The organism is Deltaproteobacteria bacterium (assembly GCA_016208165.1).
Taxonomy (GTDB): Bacteria; Desulfobacterota; Desulfarculia; order JACQYL01; family JACQYL01; genus JACQYL01.
This window is the reverse complement of the sequence record JACQYL010000140.1, coordinates 1-20,190: the sequence shown is the minus strand read 5'-3', so window position 1 is coordinate 20,190 and position 20,190 is coordinate 1. Positions and strand designations below refer to the sequence as shown.

Sequence of the window (20,190 nt, the reverse complement as noted above, 5' to 3'; positions counted from 1 at the left end):
GCATGGCGTTTTTGAGCATCTCCGGGCTGGAAATCAGCTTTGGAGGGATTCAAGCTCTCTCGGGTGTGGACATCGAGGTCGAACCGGAAAGGATTCTGGCGATCATCGGGCCCAATGGGAGCGGGAAAACCACTCTTTTTAACTGTATTTCCGGCGTGTACAAGCCGAACGGCGGATCCATTCTATTTCAGGGAGAGTCTCTTTTGAGACTCTCCCCCGACGCCGTGGCCCGAAAGGGCATTGCCCGCACCTTCCAAAACCTCCGCCTGTTTATGCACATGACCGTCCTGGATAACCTGCTTCTGGGCCGGCATATCGCCTTCAAGAAGAACCCGCTTCATGCCGTTTTGCGGATTCGTACAGAAGAGCTGCGCCACCGGGAACGAGTCGAGGAGCTGATCGATTTCCTGAATCTCCAGCCCTACCGGAAGGTTCGTATCTCCGACTGCCCCTACGGGGTTCAGAAGCGGGCCGAAGTAGGCCGGGCCCTGGCCCTCGAGCCCAAACTGCTGATGCTCGACGAGCCTATCTCCGGTCTGACCGCGGAGGAAAAACAGGAAACCGCCTATCTCATCCACGAGATCCGGGGCCGCTATAAGCCCGCCATCCTTCTGGTGGAACATGATCTGCGCATTGCCTCCCAATTGTGCGATCGCATGACGGCTTTTGATTTTGGAGTAAAGATCGCCGAAGGATCTCCGGACGAGGTCCAGCGAAACCCGGAAGTGATCCGGGCGTATCTTGGTGACGAATGAGAGCCCAACGAAGAGGCTGTAGGGGGAAAGACTACCCTCGCCCCGGCCCTAGTATATTACGGCTGTCGATCATTCATGACGAATATGTCCGGCTACCCTTGCTGAGCTCGCGAAATCAGTCTTGTCCGTGGTGATCGAGGATCAGTGGCTTTCGTTTTGTTTAACCGTGCACAGGCAAGCCCGCCCTTTAGGAGAGTGACCTTGGATCCATCCGCAGAGTTTCAGAAGGAACCGGAAGCGGCCGTCCGGCCCGACAGGCCTCCGCTTCTCCGCATCGCCAACATCGAAACATTGTATTTCGATCGGATTTATGCCCTGCGCGGACTCACCCTCGCGGTAAAGGAAAAGGAGATTTTCACCGTCCTGGGACCCAACGGCGCCGGCAAAACAACCCTACTCAAGACGATCGCGGGCCTGATCAAAGATCAGCCCAAAAAAGGGATCATAGAATTCAACGGTCGCCGCATCCATCGACTCCCCCCGGAACGCATAGCTTCTCTCGGAATCGTATATGTACCCGAAGACCGGGGACTCTTCCGGGAGCTCACGGTCAAGGAGAATCTGGATCTGGGCTGTTGGGGTCGCAAGGGCCGAGAGGTTCAACAAGACCTCGATTTTGTGTACGCTCTGTTTCCCATTCTCGTGGAAAGGGGCGCCCAACAGGCGGAGACCTTGTCCGGCGGGCAACAGCAGATGCTGGCCGTGGCCCGGGCCATGCTACGCCGGCCCAACCTCCTGATGCTGGACGAGCCTTCTCTGGGACTGGCGCCCATGGTGGCCCGTGCCGTGTACGACGCCCTTCTCGAGATCAGCCGCACGGGCACTACCATACTTCTCGTCGAACAGAACGCCAAGCTGGCTTTGGGAATAGCGGATTACGGCTACATCATGGAAGGGGGACGCATCGTTCTGGAAGGAAGTTCCGCCGAGCTGCAGGAAAACGAGGACGTGCGGGAACTCTATCTAGGCCTAGGGGGCGAGGAAGCTTCACCCAAGGGATGGCGTCTATACAAAAAGAGGAGAACCTGGTGACAACGGATCGCCCAAAACGCTTTCCCGATCTTTTCTTCAGACAGGTGGAACGATTCGGAGATCGGGTGGCCCTTCGCCACAAAGATTACGGCATCTGGAACCGGATTTCGTGGAAAGATTACGGTCGCAAAGTACTGGAGACCGCGGGGGCTTTGCTGTCGTGCGGGCTCGAGCGGGGGGACCGTGTGGCGATTCTCGGAGACAACCGGCCCGAATGGCTGATCTGCCACCTGGCCGCCATGACTGCGGGCGGCGTCACCTGCGGGATCTATCCCACTTCCTCACCGGAGGAAATCGCCTACGTGGTGGGACACTCCGAGTCGAAGATTCTGTTCGTCGAGAACGAAGAGCAAGTGGACAAGGTCCTGGGAATCGTCGGTGACCTGGCGGTTACTCAGGTGGTGATCTGGGACCCCAAAGGGCTTTGGGGATTTACCCATCCCCTCCTTGTATTCTACGACGCATTCATGGCCAGGGGACGGGAGTTCCTCGAAGAAAACCCCGGGGCTGTGGATGAGCGAAGGAAAAGCTCGGATCCGGACGACACGGCGATGATCATATACACCTCCGGCACCACCGGTCGGCCCAAAGGCGCCATGATCACCCACGTGAATATCCTGAGCACCACGGAGGCTTTTACGGAGGCCCTCCCCTTTTCCCAAAATGACGAAATGCTTTCTTACCTGCCGCTGGCCCACATTTACGAGAACCTGATCTCCGTATTTCAGGCGATCTGGACCGGCGGAACGGTCAATTTTGTGGAGAGTCTGGATACCTTGCCGCTCAATTTGCGCGAAGTGTCTCCCACGGTTTTCGCCAGTGTTCCCAGGATATGGGAAAAATTCGCCTCCATGGTCGAAATTCGCATGTCGGACTCGACCTATCTCAAAAAGGCCTTGTACCGCCTGGCCATAGGAACGGGACTGCGCTGGGTCCGTACAAAGCAAGGATCCAGGGAACGCATGTGGTGGAGCCTGCTGTATTGGCCGTTGTACTGGGGCGTCCTCCACCACCTGAAACGGCAGCTCGGGTTCGATCGCATCCGGTTCGCCGTGTGCGGTGCGGCTCCGGCGTCTCCCGAGCTGTTCGAATGGTACAATGCCATGGGGGTTCGTTTGAGAGAAGGGTACGGCCAGACCGAATCCACGGGCGTCATCGCGTTGCAGCGAGTGGACCGGCCTCGCTGGGGATACGTGGGGGAGCCCATTCCCAATTCCGAAGTGGCCATTGCGGAGGACGGAGAGATCCTGGTCAAAGGATCCGGCGTGTTCAAGGGTTATTTCAAAGATCCGAACCTCACCGCGGAGACGATTCGTAACGGGTGGCTGCTCACGGGAGATGTGGGCGCCCTCGAGGACGGTTATCTCAAAATAATGGATCGCAAGAAAGACATTATCATCACCCGGGGCGGCAAGAACATCACTCCGGCATTCATCGAAAACAAACTGAAATTCAGCACCTACATCCAGGACGCAGTGATCATCGGCGAAGGGCGCAAGTACCTGACCGCCCTTATCCTCATCGACGAAGACAATGTGACCAAGTACGCCCAGGACAACCGGATCCCCTTCACTACGTTTGCCGATTTGACGCAGAACAGCGAGGTCCGCAAGCTCATTGAAAGGGAGGTGGGTGAAGTGAACAAGACCCTGGCTCGGGTGGAAACGGTGAAGAGATTCGCTCTGCTGCCGAGACGTTTTTACGAGGAAGACGGAGACGTCACTCCCACCAAGAAGGTCAAGAGGCGGTCCCTGGAAAAACGGTATTCTGAAATGATCGAAGACATGTATCGAGGGTAACGCACCATGGACCTGATCGAAAGCTATTCCGAAGAACTGAAATTGATGCGCAAGCCCTGGAAAAAGGTGTGGATTTCAGCCCTTGTTCTGGCCATCTTCCTTCTTCCATTGTACATACCCGAACACTTCGTGTACGTGGCCGCTTTGATCGCCATTTACGCCATAGGCGTTCAGGGGCAAAACCTGCTGATCGGGTATACGGGACAAATTTCTTTCGGACAGGCCGGTTTTTTGGCCATTGGCGCTTTTACCTTCGGGCATCTGGCCCGCATGGGGGCGCCTTGGACCGTAAGCCTGGTGTGCGCCGGGGTCGTGGCGGGACTCTTCGGCATACTGGTGGGATTTCCATCGCTTCGTCTCAAGGGACCTTATCTGGCCATCGCCACCCTGGGATTCGGCGTGGCCGTGTACCAGGTGTTCGTCAACTCGCCCACCCTTTCCGGCGGCCGTATGGGGCTTGCCATCACGAAACTCGAGCCCTGGTTCGGGCTGTCCGCCATCAATACCTATTTCTATTTCAACCTGATCATCGCCTCCTTGTTCACCCTGGCGTCCTATAACATCGTTTCGTCTTACATGGGGCGCGCGTTCATCGCTATCCGGGACAACGATATCGCCGCCGAGGTGTTCGGAGTGAACCTCACGCGGTACAAACTCCTGGCCTTTGGCATCAGCTCCTTCTACGTGGGTGTGCAGGGAGGGCTGTACGCCCTGTTTCTGGGCTACCTGGAAGCCAACATGTTCACCTTCATGGAAACCGTCACCTTTCTCGTGGCGGTGATTGTGGGAGGATTGGCTTCGATCGAGGGCTCGATCATGGGTGCGGCCTTCGTTATCCTGGTTCCGCAGCTTTTCAGCGAGTACAAGGAATTCGTGCCCGTGATGTTCGGCGTTGCGATTGTCATCATTCTGATTTTCGAGCCGCAAGGCCTTTCCGGGCGCTTCACCAAAATGAGACTCTATTTCAACAACTGGCCCTTCCGTTAGGCCGCCGGAAGGACGGGGAACCGTATGGAACGTTTTGTTCAGTATGTGATTTCAGGTATGTCCCAGGGCAGCCTCTACGCCTTGGTGGCTTTGGGGCTCGTGCTCATCTATCGTTCCAACCGGGTGCTGAATTTCGCCCATGGCGACGTAACCACGGGAGGGACGTTTGTGGCTTTTGTGCTGCTGGGTATAAACCTGCCCTGGTGGTGGGCCTTTCTGGCTGCCCTCGGATTTGGAGCGTTGCTCTCCATGGCGTTCTATTTCTGCATTCTCGTTCCAGCTCAGCGCCGGGAAGCCACACCCCTGGGCCAGATTATCCTTACTCTGGGCTTCGGCCTGATCCTTCAGGGACTGATTCTGAAATTCGGAAGCACGGAACCTCAAACCTTTCCTTTTCCACTTTCGGACACGAAAGTCTATGAGTTCGGCGGTGTGGTCGTGAGCCAGTTGAGTATCGGCACCCTGGCAGTGGGTATCATCGGCAGCCTGCTCTTCTATCTGCTCATTCAAAAAACCCGCCTCGGGCTCGCCATGCGCGCCACGTCTGAAAACCTGCCGGCGGCCCAGACACTGGGCATTCCCACCCGGCGGATATTGGCTCTTTCGTGGGGACTTGCGGCGTTCCTGGGGGTTCTCGCCGGCCTTTTCCTGGCCGCCGCCCTCCTGCTGGATCCGTTCTTCATGCTGGAATCCTTTCTCAAAGGATTTGCCGCGGCGATTCTGGGCGGGTTGAACAGCCTTCCCGGAGCTATTGTGGGAGGCCTTATCCTGGGCGTGGCCGAGGCGTTGGCCGGAGGATTCATCTCCGTGGCCTTCAAAAACACCCTGGCCTTTCTCATCATCATCGTGGTGCTGCTGTTCCGCCCGGAAGGTCTTTTGGGAACCGAATTCGTGGAGCGGGTATAGTGGCCGACTGAGGGCAACTTTAAAAAGTTTCCCTCAGACTCCCTTCAAACCTTTTGAGCGTGGCCGCACCGCTTTCAGCGGAGCGACTGACGTTCCGACCAAGCATCAGACGTATTTGGCCCTATCGAAAGAGATTTTTCTGTTTCCCGGGGGGCTGCTTTTTTGCAAAAAGCCGTCCCCCGGACCCCCTGCGAAAAACTATAAATCGACGCCATCCCGCGGTTCGGGAAGGCTTTTCTTCTTCAAAGGGATCCGGACTTTCAGAAGACCCGGGCACAGAGGGAATACTTTTGGATCCGGAAGCGATACAGGGTGTCGATGAAGAGAATTTCCGGGTGGCGCGGACAACTCGTTTGTCCGCGTTGCGAAGCAACAAGAGGCCCCACCAGCAGTGCGGGGTCATGCAACCTTGTGATGCAAAACGTGCGGAATCATAACTCGAACCTGTAATCCCTGTAACAACGGCCCTGCTCGTGCATCATGCAGCCGGTAACCTTCGGGGTGACGGTGTAGGAAATTCCCATACCTTCGAACCAGCCCTGAATCCGGTCGAAAATCCCGCACTCGTAGGTATCGATCGCGCCGATACGCTTCATGCCGTCATAGGCGAAGCAGTGCCGCATTTCCATATGCAGAATATGATCCTCGGGAAATTCGTACCCGAAATCCATGAAATCGGCTTTTACGATATCTTGCACACCGTCAAAGAACGCCCTGAACTCCTCGAAATTTGTGATCCTTTCCACGCCCAGGGCCTTGGCCATCCTCTTGATCTCGATCTTGGACATGCATTGCACGGCGGCCCGATTTATCTTGTTGGTCTTTTCGATGCCGCATTCTTGCAGGCAGTGGAGAAACCACATGGCGTCATGCGTCATCCAGTTCTTGTGAAGAATCTCTTTCAGTTCGTTTCGATCAACAGACTTCATATTCGCCTCCAGGGTACAGGAAGGGTGAAAGGAACCTGTTGAATCAATCCGCATAATTCACGGGCAGGAACTTCATTCGGACTACGATACGCTCTCATCTGCTCGAGCACACGAGATGTCTCTTGGGCTCTTAGTAAGCACTCGGCAGCCGCTTTTTTCGATGCAGACCGTATCTTCCAGTTTCAGCGTGGTGCCGTCGCGCTCCATAAGGTGTATCTCGATGGCCAGCACCATCCCCTGCTCCAGCATAGTCTTGTCGCTTCTTGACAACAGGGGCGGTTCGCTGATTTCCAATCCTATCCCGTGACCCACAAAGTGTGCTTTTTGACCGGAAGGAAAGCGAAGGAACGATTCCCCGATGCCAAGATCCGCCGCTTTCTCCACGGCCATGAGATACGCATCACCGGCCGTGATTCCGGGACGCAGGTTTTCTATCATATGATCGGCGACTCCGCGGAGTCTTTGGTAAAGGGATTGTGCTCGATCCGTGGCCTCTCCCGCACAGTACATTCGAGTCTGATCTGCGTGATACCCTTGTACGCAAGGTGGTATGTCGATCAGCACCAGATCGCCCTGCTGAATGGATCGTAAGGACGGTCCGGCCGGCACGGCCGCGCTGAGCCCCACGCCCGTGATGGCGAAGATGACCCCGCTGACCTCGGAAATGTTCGGACCCGAAGCCATGGGTCCCCGGCTCATGAACACGCCTGGCTGACGGAAAAAAAAGATACCTTCGTGCCCGGCCAACCGCTGTGCGTTTTCCACGGCGGCTGAAAGCTCCAGTTCCGTAACTCCGGGCCGCAGGTGTGTGAGAGCTGCTTTGTGGCCGCAGTGAGCCGCTTCGCACGCCTTTTCCACGCAGGCAATCTCCTCCGGATCTTTGACCATGCGCCGTCGCATCAGCAGAGGTGAGGCGTCGACTAGCCGCCGATGCCCCAAAGCCTTGTGAAAACTCCGTGCCTGATGAACCGTCATGATATCCAGCTCGCTACCCACCGTCTGCGTTCTTCCGTCGCCCGGAAACATGATCGAGCACACTTCAGTCAGGCTGCGCGCGGAGAACGTCCTTTCCGAAGGGAAGGAGCCGTGCCCTAATCCACATTCGAAGCCGCTGCGAGCAAAGAGTGCGTAGTCGTGCGGCAATACGGCTAGATACGAGGGACGGCCCGTACCCGCGTAGTAAAACACGTCTCTGGAATAGAACAGTACAACTCCCGCCCATCCCTGATCCCGGATCGCATCCTGCAAAGCCGAAACTCTTTCAATATGGTTCATCCGATACGGCCTTTTTCGGAAAAATCGTAATGACTTATATTGCACATATGGAACCGGCCGGTCAATTTATCATTATCTCTTCCGAACGTATCTAGGCGTCCCCGGCTCGATTGGTTCACGCCTACGTGGTTACGGCCCTGAACCCCAAAAGCATCGTGTTCTTCGTGGCCTTCCTGCCTCAGTTCATCCTGCCGGAAAAGCCGCTCCGGCCTCAACTCGATGTCCTCGGAGGCACGTTCGTGGTGCTGGCGGTCACAAACGCGGCTCTTTACGCCCTGCTCGCCGGCGGCTTACGGGAACGCCTGACCGGCGCCGGCATCCAACGCACTTTGGATCGGCTGGGCGGCGGCGTGCTCATCGGCGCAGGCCTGATGACCGCTGCGATGCGAAGAAGCTGAAGCATAGAGGTTAGAGGGGTGAAACAACCTGGCGGTGGGATCGGTGCAAAGCGTCCTGATTGTGTCTATGAGCATTTCTGGTATACCGCGGAACATCGGATGCAATCCGCGTCTGATGTCCAACTGATTTCGTTGTGCGCCTGAAAAGCGCCATGAAGGAGAAACCGGAGGAGAAGTTTCACCGCCGTGGTAGAGCGATGTCCTGACACGAGTCTGTATGTCGGTTACGCGCCCGGCTTCCCGGGAGCGCATTCCCACGGTGAGACCGTGGACGAACTCGCCGCCAACCTCAAAGAAGTGATAGAGATGTTTCTCGAGGAAGGCGAACCGAAGCTGGAAGCCGAGTTCGTCGGTACTCAAAACGTGGCGGCGGGCTAGTCATGGGCGATATCCCCGTGCTCAAGCCGGCCGAGGTGATCGCCATTTTTGAACGTCTCGGTTTCTAAGAAGTGTGGCAAAGAGGAGCTCACAAGCAGTTCGGGCACCTGGACGGCCCAGGGGCAACGGTTCCACACCTTCAGAGTCGTGATATCTGTCCTGTTCTCTTGATTGAGATAGCGAAAGCCATTGGCCTGACCTTGCGCGATTTCTTGAAACATCGATGAGCGCACAGGTTGAGTTTTGCTCGCTGCGCTCCTTAACCCAACCTCGATTCCTAACTCCGATCCTTCCGCCGCAAGCGAGTGGTTCGTAATCTGAGAGACGTCATTCCGGACGAACGGAGTGAGATCCGGAATCCGGAAAAGCTTAATTAGTATCCATCCACGATAACAACTATATGTAAGGTATAAAAAAAGCGCATTTAGCAGTGGGATTTCTTGTCTTCCGATAGTATAATGAAAGCTCCCAAGCAATCGATATAACTATCAAAATGAAGAAAGGAACCACCGCGAAATGCGCGAAAAGAGCAAAAGACAACGGCTGCTGATGGGGTCCGATGATCGATCATCCTCAAACCAAAGAACTGGACAGCATCAGCCGGATTCCTGATCAAGAGACTACCTTAGGGGAATTGGTTCATCAAGATCTTTGCCGAGGCCGGGAATTGGGGCCAACCGATGCACATGGAATGAGCGCGGAGCAGGTACTGCGAACGGCCATCATCAAATGGAATTTCGAAAGGATATACCTATGAAGCCCGGAGTGTTTGTCACTCGCCGATTGCCTCGAGGAGCCATGAACGTCCTGGAGGAACAATTCGATCTGGAAAGTAATTCATATGACCGCGTCCTCACGAGGGGGGAGCTTCTGGACAGGGTGAGAGGGAAAGACGGCCTGCTTCCACTACTGACGGACCGGATAGACGGAGAAGTGCTGGACGCCGCCGGTCCCCGGTTGAAGATTGTGGCTAATTACGCCGTCGGGTACAACAATATCGATGTCGGCGCTGCAACGAGCCGAAAAATCGCCGTGACCAACACACCCGGCGTTCTCACCGACACCACGGCCGACCTGGCCATGGCTCTGTTACTGGCCGTAACCCGCAGGATCGTGGTTTCCGACGCTTACGCTCGAGCGGGTAAATATACTTCCTGGGCTCCGGAACTGCTACTCGGAGTCGATGTCCATCATAAGACCCTGGGGATTTTCGGCCTGGGCCGCATTGGGTATGCATTGGCCAAGAGGGCCGGAGGCTTTGATATGCGAATCCTGTACCACAATACCCATCGCGCGGACCCCGAAATGGAAAGGCGGGTAGGCGCAGAGTATGTGTCCAAAGAGAGGTTGTTAGAGCAATCCGATTTCATCTCCATCCATATGCCCTTCAACAAGGACACGCATCATTTCATCGGCGCAGACGAACTGGCCGCCATGAAGCGGACGGCTTTCCTGATCAACACCGCCAGAGGCGAACTGATTGATGAAAAGGCCCTGGTCAAGGCGCTGCAAAAAGGACTCATCGCCGGCGCCGGCCTGGATGTGTTCGAAAACGAACCCAGGATTGAACCGGGACTCACTCAAATGGAGAATGTCGTCATTCTTCCGCATATCGGCAGCGCTTCCATCGAGACCAGAACCAAAATGGGACTGGTGGCCGCAGAGAACCTGATCGCGCTTCTCGTCCACGGAACCAGGCCGCCCAATTGCCTCAATCCAGAAATCTTTGACTGAAGGTTGCTTGACTTCTACCGGGTATTGCGCTGTATTGAGCATCATTATCTGATTCGGTGAGAGGCATGAACCCCTTCTATACAGATTTATTCAAAGAACTCGAAATGGGTCACGACCTTTGCCTGGCTACCATAATCAGACAGGTCGGTTCCGCTCCCCGCTCGTTGGGTACACGCTTTTTCGTGCGAAAAGACGGGTCCTTTCATGGAACGATCGGGGGAGGCCGTCTCGAGGCGGACGTTATACGGAAATGCCGGCAGTCTCTTACTTCGGGAGAATCGTCCCTGGAGCTTTTTCGACTCCGGGGTACCGACGTCGCCGAAACCGACATGCTCTGTGGAGGCGATGTGGATGTCTTTGTCGAGCCGGTGTACGCGCAAGATTCCGATGCCCGTGAACTGTTCGGTGCGGCGGTGAAGGTGGGGGCTCGAGGAGGACGAGCCCTGATGGTCACTCCCGTCTTTTCAGGACCCGTGTGCGAGCTCGAAGAACGCAGGATTCTTCTGGTGGAGGGAAAAGAGCCTCTGGGTGCGATTCACTCGTTACCGGGGTTCGCCGATGAACTTCTGCGCGATTTCGATCGGTGTTTCGAACAGAGCGGTCTCCTTTTACGGTCAGTAACCTCACCGGACGGAAGCATGGTGGACTGCTTCATTGAACCCATAATCAGTCAGCCGGTGGTATACCTGTTCGGTGGCGGACATATCTCCCTGCATCTGGCCCGGCTCATCAAAATGGTCGGCTTCAAGCTGGTGGTTATGGACGATCGCCGGGAATACGCCAATCCGGATCGATTTCCCGAGGCGGACGGAATATGGACCCGCGACTACAACGGGGTGCTGGACGAGTCCGAACTCGGGCCTGACGCCTACGTGGTCATTGTGACGCGCGGTCACCTTTACGATAAGGAGGTTCTGGCTCAGGCTTTAAGGAAGGAGACAGCCTACGTCGGCATGATCGGGTCCAGACGAAAACGATCTCTGATATACCGGGCTTTGGAGGAAGAGGGATTCAGTCCCGAACAGCTTTCGAGCGTGCACGCCCCCATCGGACTCGATATTGGAGCGGAAACGCCCGAGGAAATCGCCGTGAGCATTGTGGCCGAGCTGATTGCGGTCAGGGCCCGTAAAACCACGCCTCTCTCTCTTAACGCTTCGAACTAGGGCCCATTTCGTTCACTTGGGGTAGTCCGCCCCGGTGTTATTCAAGTTCCGTGATTACCCTTTAAGGGATCAATTTGAACTTTACCTCGACCGCTCCGCAAATTGGACACTTTTCCGGAGCGGCGCCCTCGCTGATATAGCCGCACACCTGACACACATAGTAGTCCTCTTCTCGGTCCATCAACATGTCGTTCATGGCGCGTTTGTAGAGTTCGGCGTGGCCGGCTTCCACGTCTCTGGACTGGGTGAAGGCGGTAAGGGCCACCTTCTGTCCTTCGTCTGAAGCATCTTTAATCAGAACCCCATATTCGTTCACATTGGCCCGGATTTCGTTTTGAAACGCCGTCTCGAGATTCTCCTCCGTATTGCCGATCTTCCCTCTCATCAGATTGAGATATCGCCTGGCGTGTACCGATTCGGCATCGGACACCGCTCGAAACAGCCTGGCGATTTGGCTATAACCCTCTTGTTCCGCTTTTTGGGCGAACGCATTGTTGCGAACAGCCGCTTTGGACTCCCCGGCGAAGGCATGGGCGAGGTTTTGCTCGGTCTTTTTTGACATATCGGTCGCACTCCTCTCCGACTCGATCTAAAGCGTTATCGCGTTTAGCTATTAGAACAGACGTGGGTTTGCTCTACGAACGGAAACTTCCAAGCGATTGCTCCGGACTCCCCTGCGGCTTTCCGGGCAAGATTTCACAGCCAAAGGCTATGCGAGCGAAGTCCTTAGAACCTGTTCGTTGCTTGCTCCTATTTCGTATGGCCGACGGTCCGACCCAGTTCAAGACCCGCTTGACGCGCCTCTTCCAGATAGTCGGGATGTTTCCCGATGTCGCCTTCGAAGTCAAGGCCACGGTAGAGCAAGGCTTTCCACAATTCCATGTCAAGGACGTCAAAGAAATATTTCACGGTGTGCATGACGCCTTCAAAGAGCTTCTTGCCCTTGGTGGCGCCCACGGAAATGAAAAGTCCCTTGCGAGTAGGTTCTCTCAGGCCGAAGGCTGCTTTCTCGATCCAGTACTTTTTCACCCACAAGGACTGGCACCGGTCCATCAATATTTTCGTGTGGGCGCTGACCGTGTAAAAGAACATGGGCGAGGCCAACATCAGCGCATCACAGGCCAGAATTCCGTCGTAGATTTTTTGGAAGTCGTCCTGGATGACGCACCGTCCATCTTCTTTGCAGCCGTAAATCTCGAGGCAGGGTGACATTTTCAGGTCGCGCAACACCCATTCTTCCACGGCGGCGCCTCCTTCCCGGGCTCCTGCCACAGCCTGTCTCAGCACGGAAGCGGTATTCCCGTTTCGACGCGGACTTCCGTATACAGCCAGAACCTTTACTGCGCTCATTGCAGTTTCCTATCGTTAGGGTCATGAATTGTTGAAAACATATCGTAAGGAGGGACTTTCTTTCAATGCATAAACGCCTCGCTTGTACGCTGTTTTCGCATCAGTACTCCTGCCTTCGAGCGTCACGATTCCAATGCAACGCCGCGCGGGCGGAAAAAAGGGCTCACCGCACCGGCCCTCTGTCCGTCCATAGTGGAAGACCCTGGTACTTCTGCGTGGACTCTTTGTATGGTCGATCTTTCGGCGAGTGATTGACGAGTACATCTCCCGGCATGGTTGCGATTGGAAACGAAGTCTCGGGAAACCCCATGAAGCGGGGCTTCCCGGGAGTCTCCGAACCGCTCTTGACTCTGTCCTTGAAAAATATGATCCTTCCTGACCGTATGGGGCGCGGCTTATAGATATGTTAAAGCGCTCAGGTCCGCCCCAGGTCATCAGCGATGAATGCCGAGTGCAGCTCCGAGCGCGATGTTCAGCCCATCGATACCTGTCTTGGCTCTAACTGATTTTATTAAACGCCTTGGCGTTGGCATTGCAGACAGGGCACTTATCCGGCGGTTCGTTTTCACAGGTGTAGCCGCACACCGAACAGACGTAGTAATCCGCCTTCTCGAGATTTCCCATTTTCTCCAGCGCCTTCTGATACAGAGCTGCGTGAACTTTTTCCACTTCGTTGGCGTAGGTCATTGTCCGGAGGGCCGTCTTGTCCCCTTCCGCCTCCGCGTCCTTGATCATGGCGGGATACATGTTCTTGAACTCGTGGGTTTCACCGGCAATGGCTTCTTTGAGATTCTGCTCCGTCTGGCCTATCCCTTTCAATGCGCTCAGATGATTGTGCGCGTGGACGGTTTCCGCTTCCGCTGCAGCCCTGAAAAGTTTAGCGACCTGTGAATAGCCTTCCTTCTCGGCGGCTTTCGCAAAAGCCAGGTACTTCCGGTTGGCCTGAGATTCCCCTGCAAACGCTTGACGCAGATCTTCCTGTGACTTGCTCATCCATGTCCTCCTTGTGTTGAGTTGCTTAATACGCTTTGTTTATTACATCGGAATAATTACTATCTACTAATAAAAAAAAGAGTAGGACGGCGACCGCTATCCGTCAGCTTTTGGGTCGCCTTCCCTGATTGAGACACGAATTACAGATACCTCTCACCACGACATTCTTATCGGTCACACGGCCCCAAGTCTCCGCGCTTTCCGGCAATTCAGCTCCGTCGAACGACTCCCATCCGAAGTCTACGATACTTTTGCACCGGATGCAGATGAAATGATGATGCGGGGACCGGTCGCCGTCGAACCGGCCGTGATCGTCGGAAACCTGCACCCGGGCGATCAGTCCTGAATCTTCAAAGGTCGCGAGGGTACGGTAAACCGTGTCCAGGGATATCGTTGGGACCCGACTTTGTACGCGTCTGAAAATGGCTTCGGCAGAGGGGTGATCTTTGGCGCAGGCCAACTCGCGGTATATTTCCAGCCGTTGGTGAGTCATTCTCAAACCAAAATTCTTAAACGCTTTCTCAAGCGTTTTAAGCGTTGCATCGACAGGCATCTGTTCGTTTACCACATTCTATCCGAGTCGTTTTAATAGTTAATCCTAATTAAGAATGATAACGAATTGCGGCTACGGTGTCAAGAGATTTTTTCCTGGTCGTTCGTCACCGCTACGAAGATATCCACAACATCCTCGATCGAGTGCGAAGGGGTCATAAACCCAGGCGCCACTCTCGGGGCCGGTTTTCCAAGGAGAAGATTTCAATGCATTCATCAAGGTGGGATGGGCAATTCGGCGGTCAACAGATGTTCCGTTCGATCCATAATACGCTTCAAATTTACCGTATCTTCCTGATTGTAAAGAATGAGCAGCTCCAAAGCCCTGGCGTCCCCGTCCAGATATGCCCTCCAGAGCCGAACAGCCCCGTAGCCATCCATACCGGCAACGGATGCGGGCCGTTCGATCCCAAAATACCGTTCGATCTTTTTCAACCCCCCTCGGAGACCCAGTTTCCTGCACGCATGCATGAGGTCAATGTGGGCGGCTTCCAATCGAAACCCCGGGAAACTATTCTCGAGAAAAGGAAGATCGAAACGGGCGCCGTTGAACGTCACTACCACGTCCGTTCTTTTGAGCGTGTCCTGAAAACGCTCGAGATTCGCGCCCTGTACAAAGGGTTGATACCGAACACCGTCAAAAATGCCTACGACAGTGACTTCGTCTGCTCCGTTACATCCGTACGTCTCAATATCCAGGAAGGCCTTGTCCGGAAAGGCGCTGTACAGCCGCCATCGTTCCGCCGGTTCGATCAGCGACGAAAAATAGGAGGGGTGGTCTCGTTTCTCGATCGAACGCTCTACGAGGGGCGCGAGCCTCCGGTATAGGGAAGAGGAGAGTCGTTTTTCGCCCTTTTCCAAAAAATCGTACCAAGTGACGATGCCCGAGGCCCAGAATCGCCGCTCTCTGTTCGGTCCCACGCCGGGCAAGTGAATAAACGTGCGTTCCAGCATCGACATTGTGAATGTCACCGGTCAAAAAAAGGTGAGGCCCCTATATTTCCGCGGCCTCACCACCTTCGTCGCAGGTACGTTACGGTCTCAGAGTTCCAGCCAGGAGTCCGAATACAGGGTGTGGCCGAGGATCACCCGCGCCGTTTTGTAGAAATCCAGTTGTTCCTTGCCGAGACCGGAAGGATTCAACTCCGCTCCATCCATGACCTTATGAACAACTTCCACCAGGTCCGGTCGCTTACCCCATGCAATCTGATGGAGTCTTTCGTCAAACGAGTCCACTATGCATGAATACATGCCTTTGCGCTCAAGCATGATCATGTACGTTTGATTGAGTATGGGTCGCAAATGATCAGGAGGTCCATTAGACACGTTGGAAAGCCCGCACGTGGACCTTGCACCGGGAGCGATATCTTCCAGCATTTCCATGAAGGCGAGCAGGCTCATGGATTGCTGTTGCTGGATGTTCACCGGAGTCACGATGCCATCTACATATATCTTCTCGTTCGCAATCCCGGCCTCGTTCATGGCGTAGATCAGCTCTACGGCCAAAGCCGCCCGCTCGTTTTCATCTCGCGGCAGTCCTTCGGGACCCCACATTAGAGCGACCACGTCGGCGTTATACTTGGCCGCAAGGGGGATCATTTTTTCGTAGCGCTCGGGCCGGCACATAATGGAGTTCATCAGGGCCGTTCCCTTGTGGACCTGGAGGCCGGCCTCCATGGCCTCGATGTTGGATGTATCAAGAGCCAGCGGCACATCCGGAACGACGGCCTGCACGGTTTCGACTACCCATGCCATCAGCTCGTCGCCTTTTTTCCGAGCAGGCCCCAAATTAATGTCAATCCAGTCGTCTCCCGCCTTCTTCTGGGCGAGGGCCATCTCCTGGATGGGACCGGGATTGCGCTCTTTGAAGGCAGTGCCGATCACCTTGCTCATGACGTTCAGATTTTCGCCGATCATCTTCATGGCCCTACCTCCTCCCCTATTCGGGCTTCCATTCTTTCAGATATTTGGGCAAATGCGCTGCTTCTCTGGGCCCGACCTTTACTTTCCAGCCCGGCAACTCTTCTTCCATATCACCACTTATGGACGCGGCATATCCAGGAATGATGACATTCTTGTGGGTTGTTTTCTCTGCAATGCCACTTTTTTTAATGAATCCGCCTACATAGTCACCCGAAAACTTTCCTGCGGCCCACGCCGTCATGACGGAAAGGCCTTCAGAGTCAACAATTACCAAGTAGGAGGGTACCCTGCTGCTTTCAATCTCGCCGGAAACAATAAAGTATGTCAAGGAGAAATTGGTGGTCACCATGACCGGGGAGTCGGGACCCGGGTTGTTGATTTCATAGATACCCGGCGTCACTGTCATGGGTCGCTGTGGATCGGTGTAGATATTCAGCCGTTCGAGGAGCAGAGGGAAGATGTTCTCCCCCTCGATGTCCGATAAGACCATCACGCCGCCATATTTGGCTACCAGCATGGACGCGATCAACGTCTCCCCATCAAGATCCGGGGCCATTTCGCACGGAAAGGTAATCGTTGGAAAACCCAGGTCTCGATTCTGCTTCAACAAGGCGGCTCTCCGGATGCATACCTGATCTTCAAAAAGCTGCTTGATGGAGCGGGCGCCGGTATCCAGGACCAGCTCTTTCAATCCGGCGGACACCGCCTTTTGGGACAGGGGCATGAGGGCTTCGACACTGTCGGCCTTCAGGGCCAGAGGACACTTGCCTTCCTTGGCCAACTCGATCAGCGCGTCGATGGTGCCGGCGGTAGCTGCGTAAATGAGAGGATTCTTTCCATTGGAAACCGACACACCGGCTTTGAGTACGTTCGGGCTGTCGCTCATGAGGATGCAGCCGAAATCCGAAGCGTCATACACCTTTTTCGTTACCTGGGCGAAGCGTTCCGCGTTGCCGTCGACATCCTTGATGGCGACCAGTTCAGGCCGGAGCATTAAACCCACGCGCTCGTAGTTGAACGTATGCCATTTACGGAGTTTGGCGTCGATTACGTCGTCGCCCATATCCGTAGTTAGAACCGCTGCAAAACCTGGCGGTCCGTAGAAGGTCTTTTCGTGCCTGAACAGCACCGTCTCTCCGCCGATGCCGACTTTCCTCGCACCGTAGCCGATCTTCACCGGGCGTATCGGGGGAGCGGAAGCTTCCGCCAGCTGTTCTCTCGCTTCATCGGACACATAGGGGCAGCTGTCCAGGTCTGCTTTTCCGGAGGCCAGATTCATTGCAAATGCCAGGCACGTAGGGACCCCGCACTCTTTGCAGTTCGTTTTGGGAAGCAGTTTGAAGATTTGAATTCCTGTTAGTCCCATATTCTTCTCCTTCATCCTCTGAGCGCCCCTCTATTTACAGAGGAGCGCTCCGGACTGTGGTTCTGTTACACGTTAGCCGACGATCGGTTCCATTTTAACAGCGGGATGTCCCACCTTTTCCAGGAAGGGATAGATTTCGTCCTCGGTGACGCCCACCGTTTCGTCGGCAATCATGTCAACGAGGTTCGGATAACCCAATTCTTCTCCGCGTTTGATGAGCCGTTCGCGGATCTCTTCTTTCAGCGATTTGGGCATCCAGACCATACGCAGGAGTCCGCCATCGCCGGCAATGAACTTTCTTTGGGTGATGTTGAACTTGCTATGTCCGACGAAACCGGGGCTCGAGGCGCCGCCCCCCATCACGCCGGCCAGAGTGGTGAACTTCATTCCACAGGGGGTCATACCCGTATATTCGCGGTGTACCGTCATGATGCCGTTACACATGGGAAGGACCGCCGCGATGGCCTCGCAACAACCACAGGTGGTCATGGGATCTTGCACAAGGCTATAGAAGTTGTAATGGGTCACGGCCTGACGGCTTGCCTTGTATACGAACTCGTTGACGCCTTTCCACTGACCCAGTTTGGGATTCAGGCATTCGCCCTTTTCAATAGGCTGGTTCGGACCCGTGGGATTGATTTCGAAAGAGGCTTTGCAGTCCATCCAGTTATACGCGCCGCAGAGCCCTGTTCTTTCCGGGCTTACGGTGCACACATGGTTCGGAGCAAAAGACTGGCAGAGCGTACAGGAGTAGTAGGTCTCGACACTCTCGTCGGTCATCTTCTCGACGCGCTCATCCCGATGTTTGTATTCCTTGCGCGCCCGTGCGGTCAGCTTGTCTACGTCTTCTTTGTTCGTGTACAACGTAACTTGAACCTTGTCCAAGATCTTGCCGAAGTCCTGATGAAGTTTGGCGTGGAGAATCACTCCAATATGTTCGAGGGTGAAACCCTTGTCCACCGCGGCTTCACCCATTCGGATCCAGGCGATGTCACGCTGTCCAATATGCATGACGCCCTGGGCGTAATTGATCAAATGATGGATCTGCCGCTCCAGGATGGGCTCGAAGTCCTCCTGCATCTCGCGCCCGGCCACCTGTACGTAAATCCCCAGGGGCAGCCTGTCGCCCTTCTTGATGTCCTTTACGTTCGGGCCAATAACGGTAACCTTTCCGTCTTCGATTTCGTCCATTTCAGCCATTTTGCAAAGTTCCGTGGCCTGGGTCTTACCGCCGCCCATTTCGAGGAACAGATCCTCTTTGCGCACCCGCTCACCCTCGAAAGCCGGCCCGTACGAAACGGGCACGTCCACTTTAGCTATCGTGACCTTGAGCCCGCGCACCTCGATGGACCGCTGCGGCATTTCATCGTGTCCCACGTTGGCAACCACATGCTCGTAGGTACACACGCCCGTCGGAAGGATTTCGGGAATATCACTATCCGCCAGGGTGGGGAATCCCCAGTTGACGCAACCCGCCGCGTTGGCGGCCCATTCTGCGTTCACTTCGCCCAAAGCGTTCACGAATGCAAAGATTCGATCTTTGTTGTAGAGCAGAACCCGCTTGTAATCACCGGGCTTTATGCCACCAAAAGCCATAGCGGCGCGGTTGGCGAAACCCAGCGCGAACACGGCGGCGGAGATATCGGGTCCGAAAGGTACGAGTCTTGTGTTCCAACCGATTTGCACGCCGGCCTCCAGCAACTGTTGGCTGAACGTCGTGCCGTTCTGGTTGGCGCACATGAATACGTACAGGTTCTTAAGCTGATATTCTTCCGCTATCTTCTTGGCGGTCTCCGGATCCGGAGCGGCTCCCACGATAGCGGCAAAACCCGGAGCCGTGCCGTCCACGAATTCCACGCCGCGTTTGCGGAAGACCGTATCTTCCGCGGCGCCCAGCCAGATTTTTCCACTTTCTTCGTCAATGTCTTCGCTCACCAGATAGAAATCCGGATCTTCGACGTACCGAATGGCCTCCACAACTTCTTCGGCAAACAAGGAGGCCATTCCTGCATCCAATAGAGGCCCCAGATACGGCAGATGGTTGACGCCTTTCATGTGGGCCGGTAACAGCTTCCGAGCCACTTTCATGGGTTCCAGGGCTTCCCCAAGGGTTTTGACCGGGATACCCAGCAGGGAATAAATAATCGGCAAGTAATACGCCGTGTTGGGAAATTCCAACTTCTGATCCGGGCCGTATTCTTCTATCGCCCGTTTGAGTTTTGCTTCGCCTTTCGAAACAATATTATAAGCGCCCTGAATTACGGCAAAGGCTACTAATCTCGACATATAGGTTCTCCTTATTTCAAAGTTTTCCTAACTTCAATTACGCGGCTTCCAGTTTTTGCCGGTCGGCCATATCCATGAGTACGCGTTCGCGCTTCTTGTCGATGCCGAGGGCCCGACGTTTCTTGTCGATATGGTCGATCATCTTTCGTGCGTGTTCGTAGGGATCTTCCACCAGGTCCCACATGCCCCCGTACAGCTTCTCCAGGTCGTGGAACAGGTAGTTTTGGAACCTGGGCGCTCCGCTCACCGGCAAGCTCACGCCGAACACCGTGTACACGCCGGACGCCACAAAGTACTGCCCGATGCTGATGGCTTTCTCGCTCATCCATTCCGGAGCGGAACCGGCCGCCGGCAGGTCGCTGAT

The 20,190-nt window shown here is 55.1% G+C and carries 20 protein-coding genes; 9 read left to right on the top strand and 11 right to left on the bottom strand.

The features are described from left to right. The first annotated feature begins 2 nt into the window (after positions 1–2). The 5 genes from HY788_24340 (at position 3) to HY788_24320 (ending at position 5,479) form a co-directional block, all read left to right on the top strand. Positions 3–755 (top strand): ABC transporter ATP-binding protein, encoded by a 753-nt coding sequence (locus HY788_24340; GenBank protein ID MBI4777275.1) that lies wholly within the window; start codon positions 3–5, stop codon positions 753–755. A gap of 201 nt (positions 756–956) precedes the next feature. Then, positions 957–1,787, top strand: a complete 831-nt coding sequence (locus HY788_24335; protein MBI4777274.1) for an ABC transporter ATP-binding protein — start codon at positions 957–959, stop codon at positions 1,785–1,787. Beyond that, on the top strand, positions 1,754–3,586 hold the full coding sequence (locus HY788_24330; protein ID MBI4777273.1) for an AMP-binding protein: 1,833 nt from the start codon (positions 1,754–1,756) through the stop codon (positions 3,584–3,586). The genes HY788_24335 and HY788_24330 overlap by 34 nt, the downstream gene beginning before the upstream one ends. A gap of 6 nt (positions 3,587–3,592) precedes the next feature. After that, on the top strand, positions 3,593–4,573 hold the full coding sequence (locus HY788_24325) for a branched-chain amino acid ABC transporter permease (protein ID MBI4777272.1): 981 nt from the start codon (positions 3,593–3,595) through the stop codon (positions 4,571–4,573). A 24-nt stretch (positions 4,574–4,597) separates the two neighbouring features. Beyond that, the gene (locus tag HY788_24320; GenBank protein ID MBI4777271.1) at positions 4,598–5,479 is read left to right on the top strand and encodes a branched-chain amino acid ABC transporter permease; all 882 of its coding nucleotides are present in this window, start codon (positions 4,598–4,600) and stop codon (positions 5,477–5,479) included. 431 nt (positions 5,480–5,910) lie between these two features. Here HY788_24320 and HY788_24315 read toward each other — a convergent pair whose 3' ends face one another. Continuing rightward, positions 5,911–6,408 carry a hypothetical protein gene (locus tag HY788_24315; GenBank protein MBI4777270.1) on the bottom strand — a complete coding sequence of 166 codons (498 nt, stop codon included), beginning with the start codon at positions 6,406–6,408 and terminating at the stop codon, positions 5,911–5,913. Between the two features lie 81 nt (positions 6,409–6,489). After that, complete coding sequence (locus HY788_24310; GenBank protein MBI4777269.1) at positions 6,490–7,683, bottom strand: aminopeptidase P family protein; 1,194 nt, start codon at positions 7,681–7,683, stop codon at positions 6,490–6,492. A 110-nt stretch (positions 7,684–7,793) separates the two neighbouring features. On the opposite strand from HY788_24310, the gene HY788_24305 reads away from it, so the two are divergent. From HY788_24305 to HY788_24290, 4 genes are all read left to right on the top strand, one after another. Beyond that, positions 7,794–8,081, top strand: a complete 288-nt coding sequence (locus HY788_24305) for a LysE family transporter (protein ID MBI4777268.1) — start codon at positions 7,794–7,796, stop codon at positions 8,079–8,081. A 186-nt stretch (positions 8,082–8,267) separates the two neighbouring features. Next, positions 8,268–8,459, top strand: a complete 192-nt coding sequence (locus HY788_24300) for a type II toxin-antitoxin system HicB family antitoxin (protein ID MBI4777267.1) — start codon at positions 8,268–8,270, stop codon at positions 8,457–8,459. 753 nt (positions 8,460–9,212) lie between these two features. Continuing rightward, positions 9,213–10,193 (top strand): D-glycerate dehydrogenase, encoded by a 981-nt coding sequence (locus HY788_24295; GenBank protein MBI4777266.1) that lies wholly within the window; start codon positions 9,213–9,215, stop codon positions 10,191–10,193. Between the two features lie 65 nt (positions 10,194–10,258). Next, the gene (locus tag HY788_24290) at positions 10,259–11,356 is read left to right on the top strand and encodes an XdhC family protein (GenBank protein MBI4777265.1); all 1,098 of its coding nucleotides are present in this window, start codon (positions 10,259–10,261) and stop codon (positions 11,354–11,356) included. A gap of 61 nt (positions 11,357–11,417) precedes the next feature. Here the strand turns inward: HY788_24290 and HY788_24285 are convergent, their stop codons facing one another. The 9 genes from HY788_24285 to HY788_24245 form a co-directional block, all read right to left on the bottom strand. Then, positions 11,418–11,918 (bottom strand): rubrerythrin family protein, encoded by a 501-nt coding sequence (locus tag HY788_24285; protein MBI4777264.1) that lies wholly within the window; start codon positions 11,916–11,918, stop codon positions 11,418–11,420. 188 nt (positions 11,919–12,106) lie between these two features. Beyond that, positions 12,107–12,706 (bottom strand): flavodoxin family protein, encoded by a 600-nt coding sequence (locus HY788_24280; GenBank protein MBI4777263.1) that lies wholly within the window; start codon positions 12,704–12,706, stop codon positions 12,107–12,109. Positions 12,707–13,204: 498 nt separating this feature from the next. After that, the gene (locus HY788_24275; protein MBI4777262.1) at positions 13,205–13,699 is read right to left on the bottom strand and encodes a rubrerythrin family protein; all 495 of its coding nucleotides are present in this window, start codon (positions 13,697–13,699) and stop codon (positions 13,205–13,207) included. Between the two features lie 103 nt (positions 13,700–13,802). Further along, positions 13,803–14,252, bottom strand: coding sequence for a transcriptional repressor (locus HY788_24270; protein ID MBI4777261.1), 450 nt, complete (start codon positions 14,250–14,252; stop codon positions 13,803–13,805). 215 nt (positions 14,253–14,467) lie between these two features. Then, positions 14,468–15,211, bottom strand: a complete 744-nt coding sequence (locus tag HY788_24265; protein ID MBI4777260.1) for a ribonuclease H-like domain-containing protein — start codon at positions 15,209–15,211, stop codon at positions 14,468–14,470. A gap of 81 nt (positions 15,212–15,292) precedes the next feature. Then, entirely contained in the window at positions 15,293–16,174 is an 882-nt protein-coding gene (locus HY788_24260) for a dihydropteroate synthase (protein ID MBI4777259.1), read from the bottom strand. A 16-nt stretch (positions 16,175–16,190) separates the two neighbouring features. Beyond that, on the bottom strand, positions 16,191–17,540 hold the full coding sequence (locus HY788_24255; GenBank protein ID MBI4777258.1) for an acetyl-CoA decarbonylase/synthase complex subunit gamma: 1,350 nt from the start codon (positions 17,538–17,540) through the stop codon (positions 16,191–16,193). A 72-nt stretch (positions 17,541–17,612) separates the two neighbouring features. Then, entirely contained in the window at positions 17,613–19,826 is a 2,214-nt protein-coding gene (cdhC, locus tag HY788_24250; protein MBI4777257.1) for a CO dehydrogenase/CO-methylating acetyl-CoA synthase complex subunit beta, read from the bottom strand. 37 nt (positions 19,827–19,863) lie between these two features. Continuing rightward, positions 19,864–20,190, bottom strand: a 327-nt coding sequence (locus tag HY788_24245; GenBank protein MBI4777256.1) for a carbon monoxide dehydrogenase, incomplete at its 5' end; no start/stop codon positions are given.

What these genes read in the sequence shown, in the direction of transcription:
- HY788_24340 (MBI4777275.1), top strand. Translation starts at nt 3, where the DNA reads ATGGCGTTTTTGAGCATCTCCGGGCTGGAAATCAGCTTTGGAGGGATT.
- HY788_24330 (MBI4777273.1), top strand. Translation starts at nt 1,754, where the DNA reads ATGGCGTCTATACAAAAAGAGGAGAACCTGGTGACAACGGATCGCCCA.
- HY788_24325 (MBI4777272.1), top strand. Translation starts at nt 3,593, where the DNA reads ATGGACCTGATCGAAAGCTATTCCGAAGAACTGAAATTGATGCGCAAG.
- HY788_24320 (MBI4777271.1), top strand. Translation starts at nt 4,598, where the DNA reads ATGGAACGTTTTGTTCAGTATGTGATTTCAGGTATGTCCCAGGGCAGC.
- HY788_24315 (MBI4777270.1), bottom strand. Translation starts at nt 6,408, where the DNA reads ATGAAGTCTGTTGATCGAAACGAACTGAAAGAGATTCTTCACAAGAAC.
- HY788_24310 (MBI4777269.1), bottom strand. Translation starts at nt 7,683, where the DNA reads ATGAACCATATTGAAAGAGTTTCGGCTTTGCAGGATGCGATCCGGGAT.
- HY788_24295 (MBI4777266.1), top strand. Translation starts at nt 9,213, where the DNA reads ATGAAGCCCGGAGTGTTTGTCACTCGCCGATTGCCTCGAGGAGCCATG.
- HY788_24290 (MBI4777265.1), top strand. Translation starts at nt 10,259, where the DNA reads ATGAACCCCTTCTATACAGATTTATTCAAAGAACTCGAAATGGGTCAC.
- HY788_24285 (MBI4777264.1), bottom strand. Translation starts at nt 11,918, where the DNA reads ATGTCAAAAAAGACCGAGCAAAACCTCGCCCATGCCTTCGCCGGGGAG.
- HY788_24280 (MBI4777263.1), bottom strand. Translation starts at nt 12,706, where the DNA reads ATGAGCGCAGTAAAGGTTCTGGCTGTATACGGAAGTCCGCGTCGAAAC.
- HY788_24275 (MBI4777262.1), bottom strand. Translation starts at nt 13,699, where the DNA reads ATGAGCAAGTCACAGGAAGATCTGCGTCAAGCGTTTGCAGGGGAATCT.
- HY788_24270 (MBI4777261.1), bottom strand. Translation starts at nt 14,252, where the DNA reads ATGCCTGTCGATGCAACGCTTAAAACGCTTGAGAAAGCGTTTAAGAAT.
- HY788_24265 (MBI4777260.1), bottom strand. Translation starts at nt 15,211, where the DNA reads ATGTCGATGCTGGAACGCACGTTTATTCACTTGCCCGGCGTGGGACCG.
- HY788_24260 (MBI4777259.1), bottom strand. Translation starts at nt 16,174, where the DNA reads ATGAAGATGATCGGCGAAAATCTGAACGTCATGAGCAAGGTGATCGGC.
- HY788_24255 (MBI4777258.1), bottom strand. Translation starts at nt 17,540, where the DNA reads ATGGGACTAACAGGAATTCAAATCTTCAAACTGCTTCCCAAAACGAAC.
- cdhC (MBI4777257.1), bottom strand. Translation starts at nt 19,826, where the DNA reads ATGTCGAGATTAGTAGCCTTTGCCGTAATTCAGGGCGCTTATAATATT.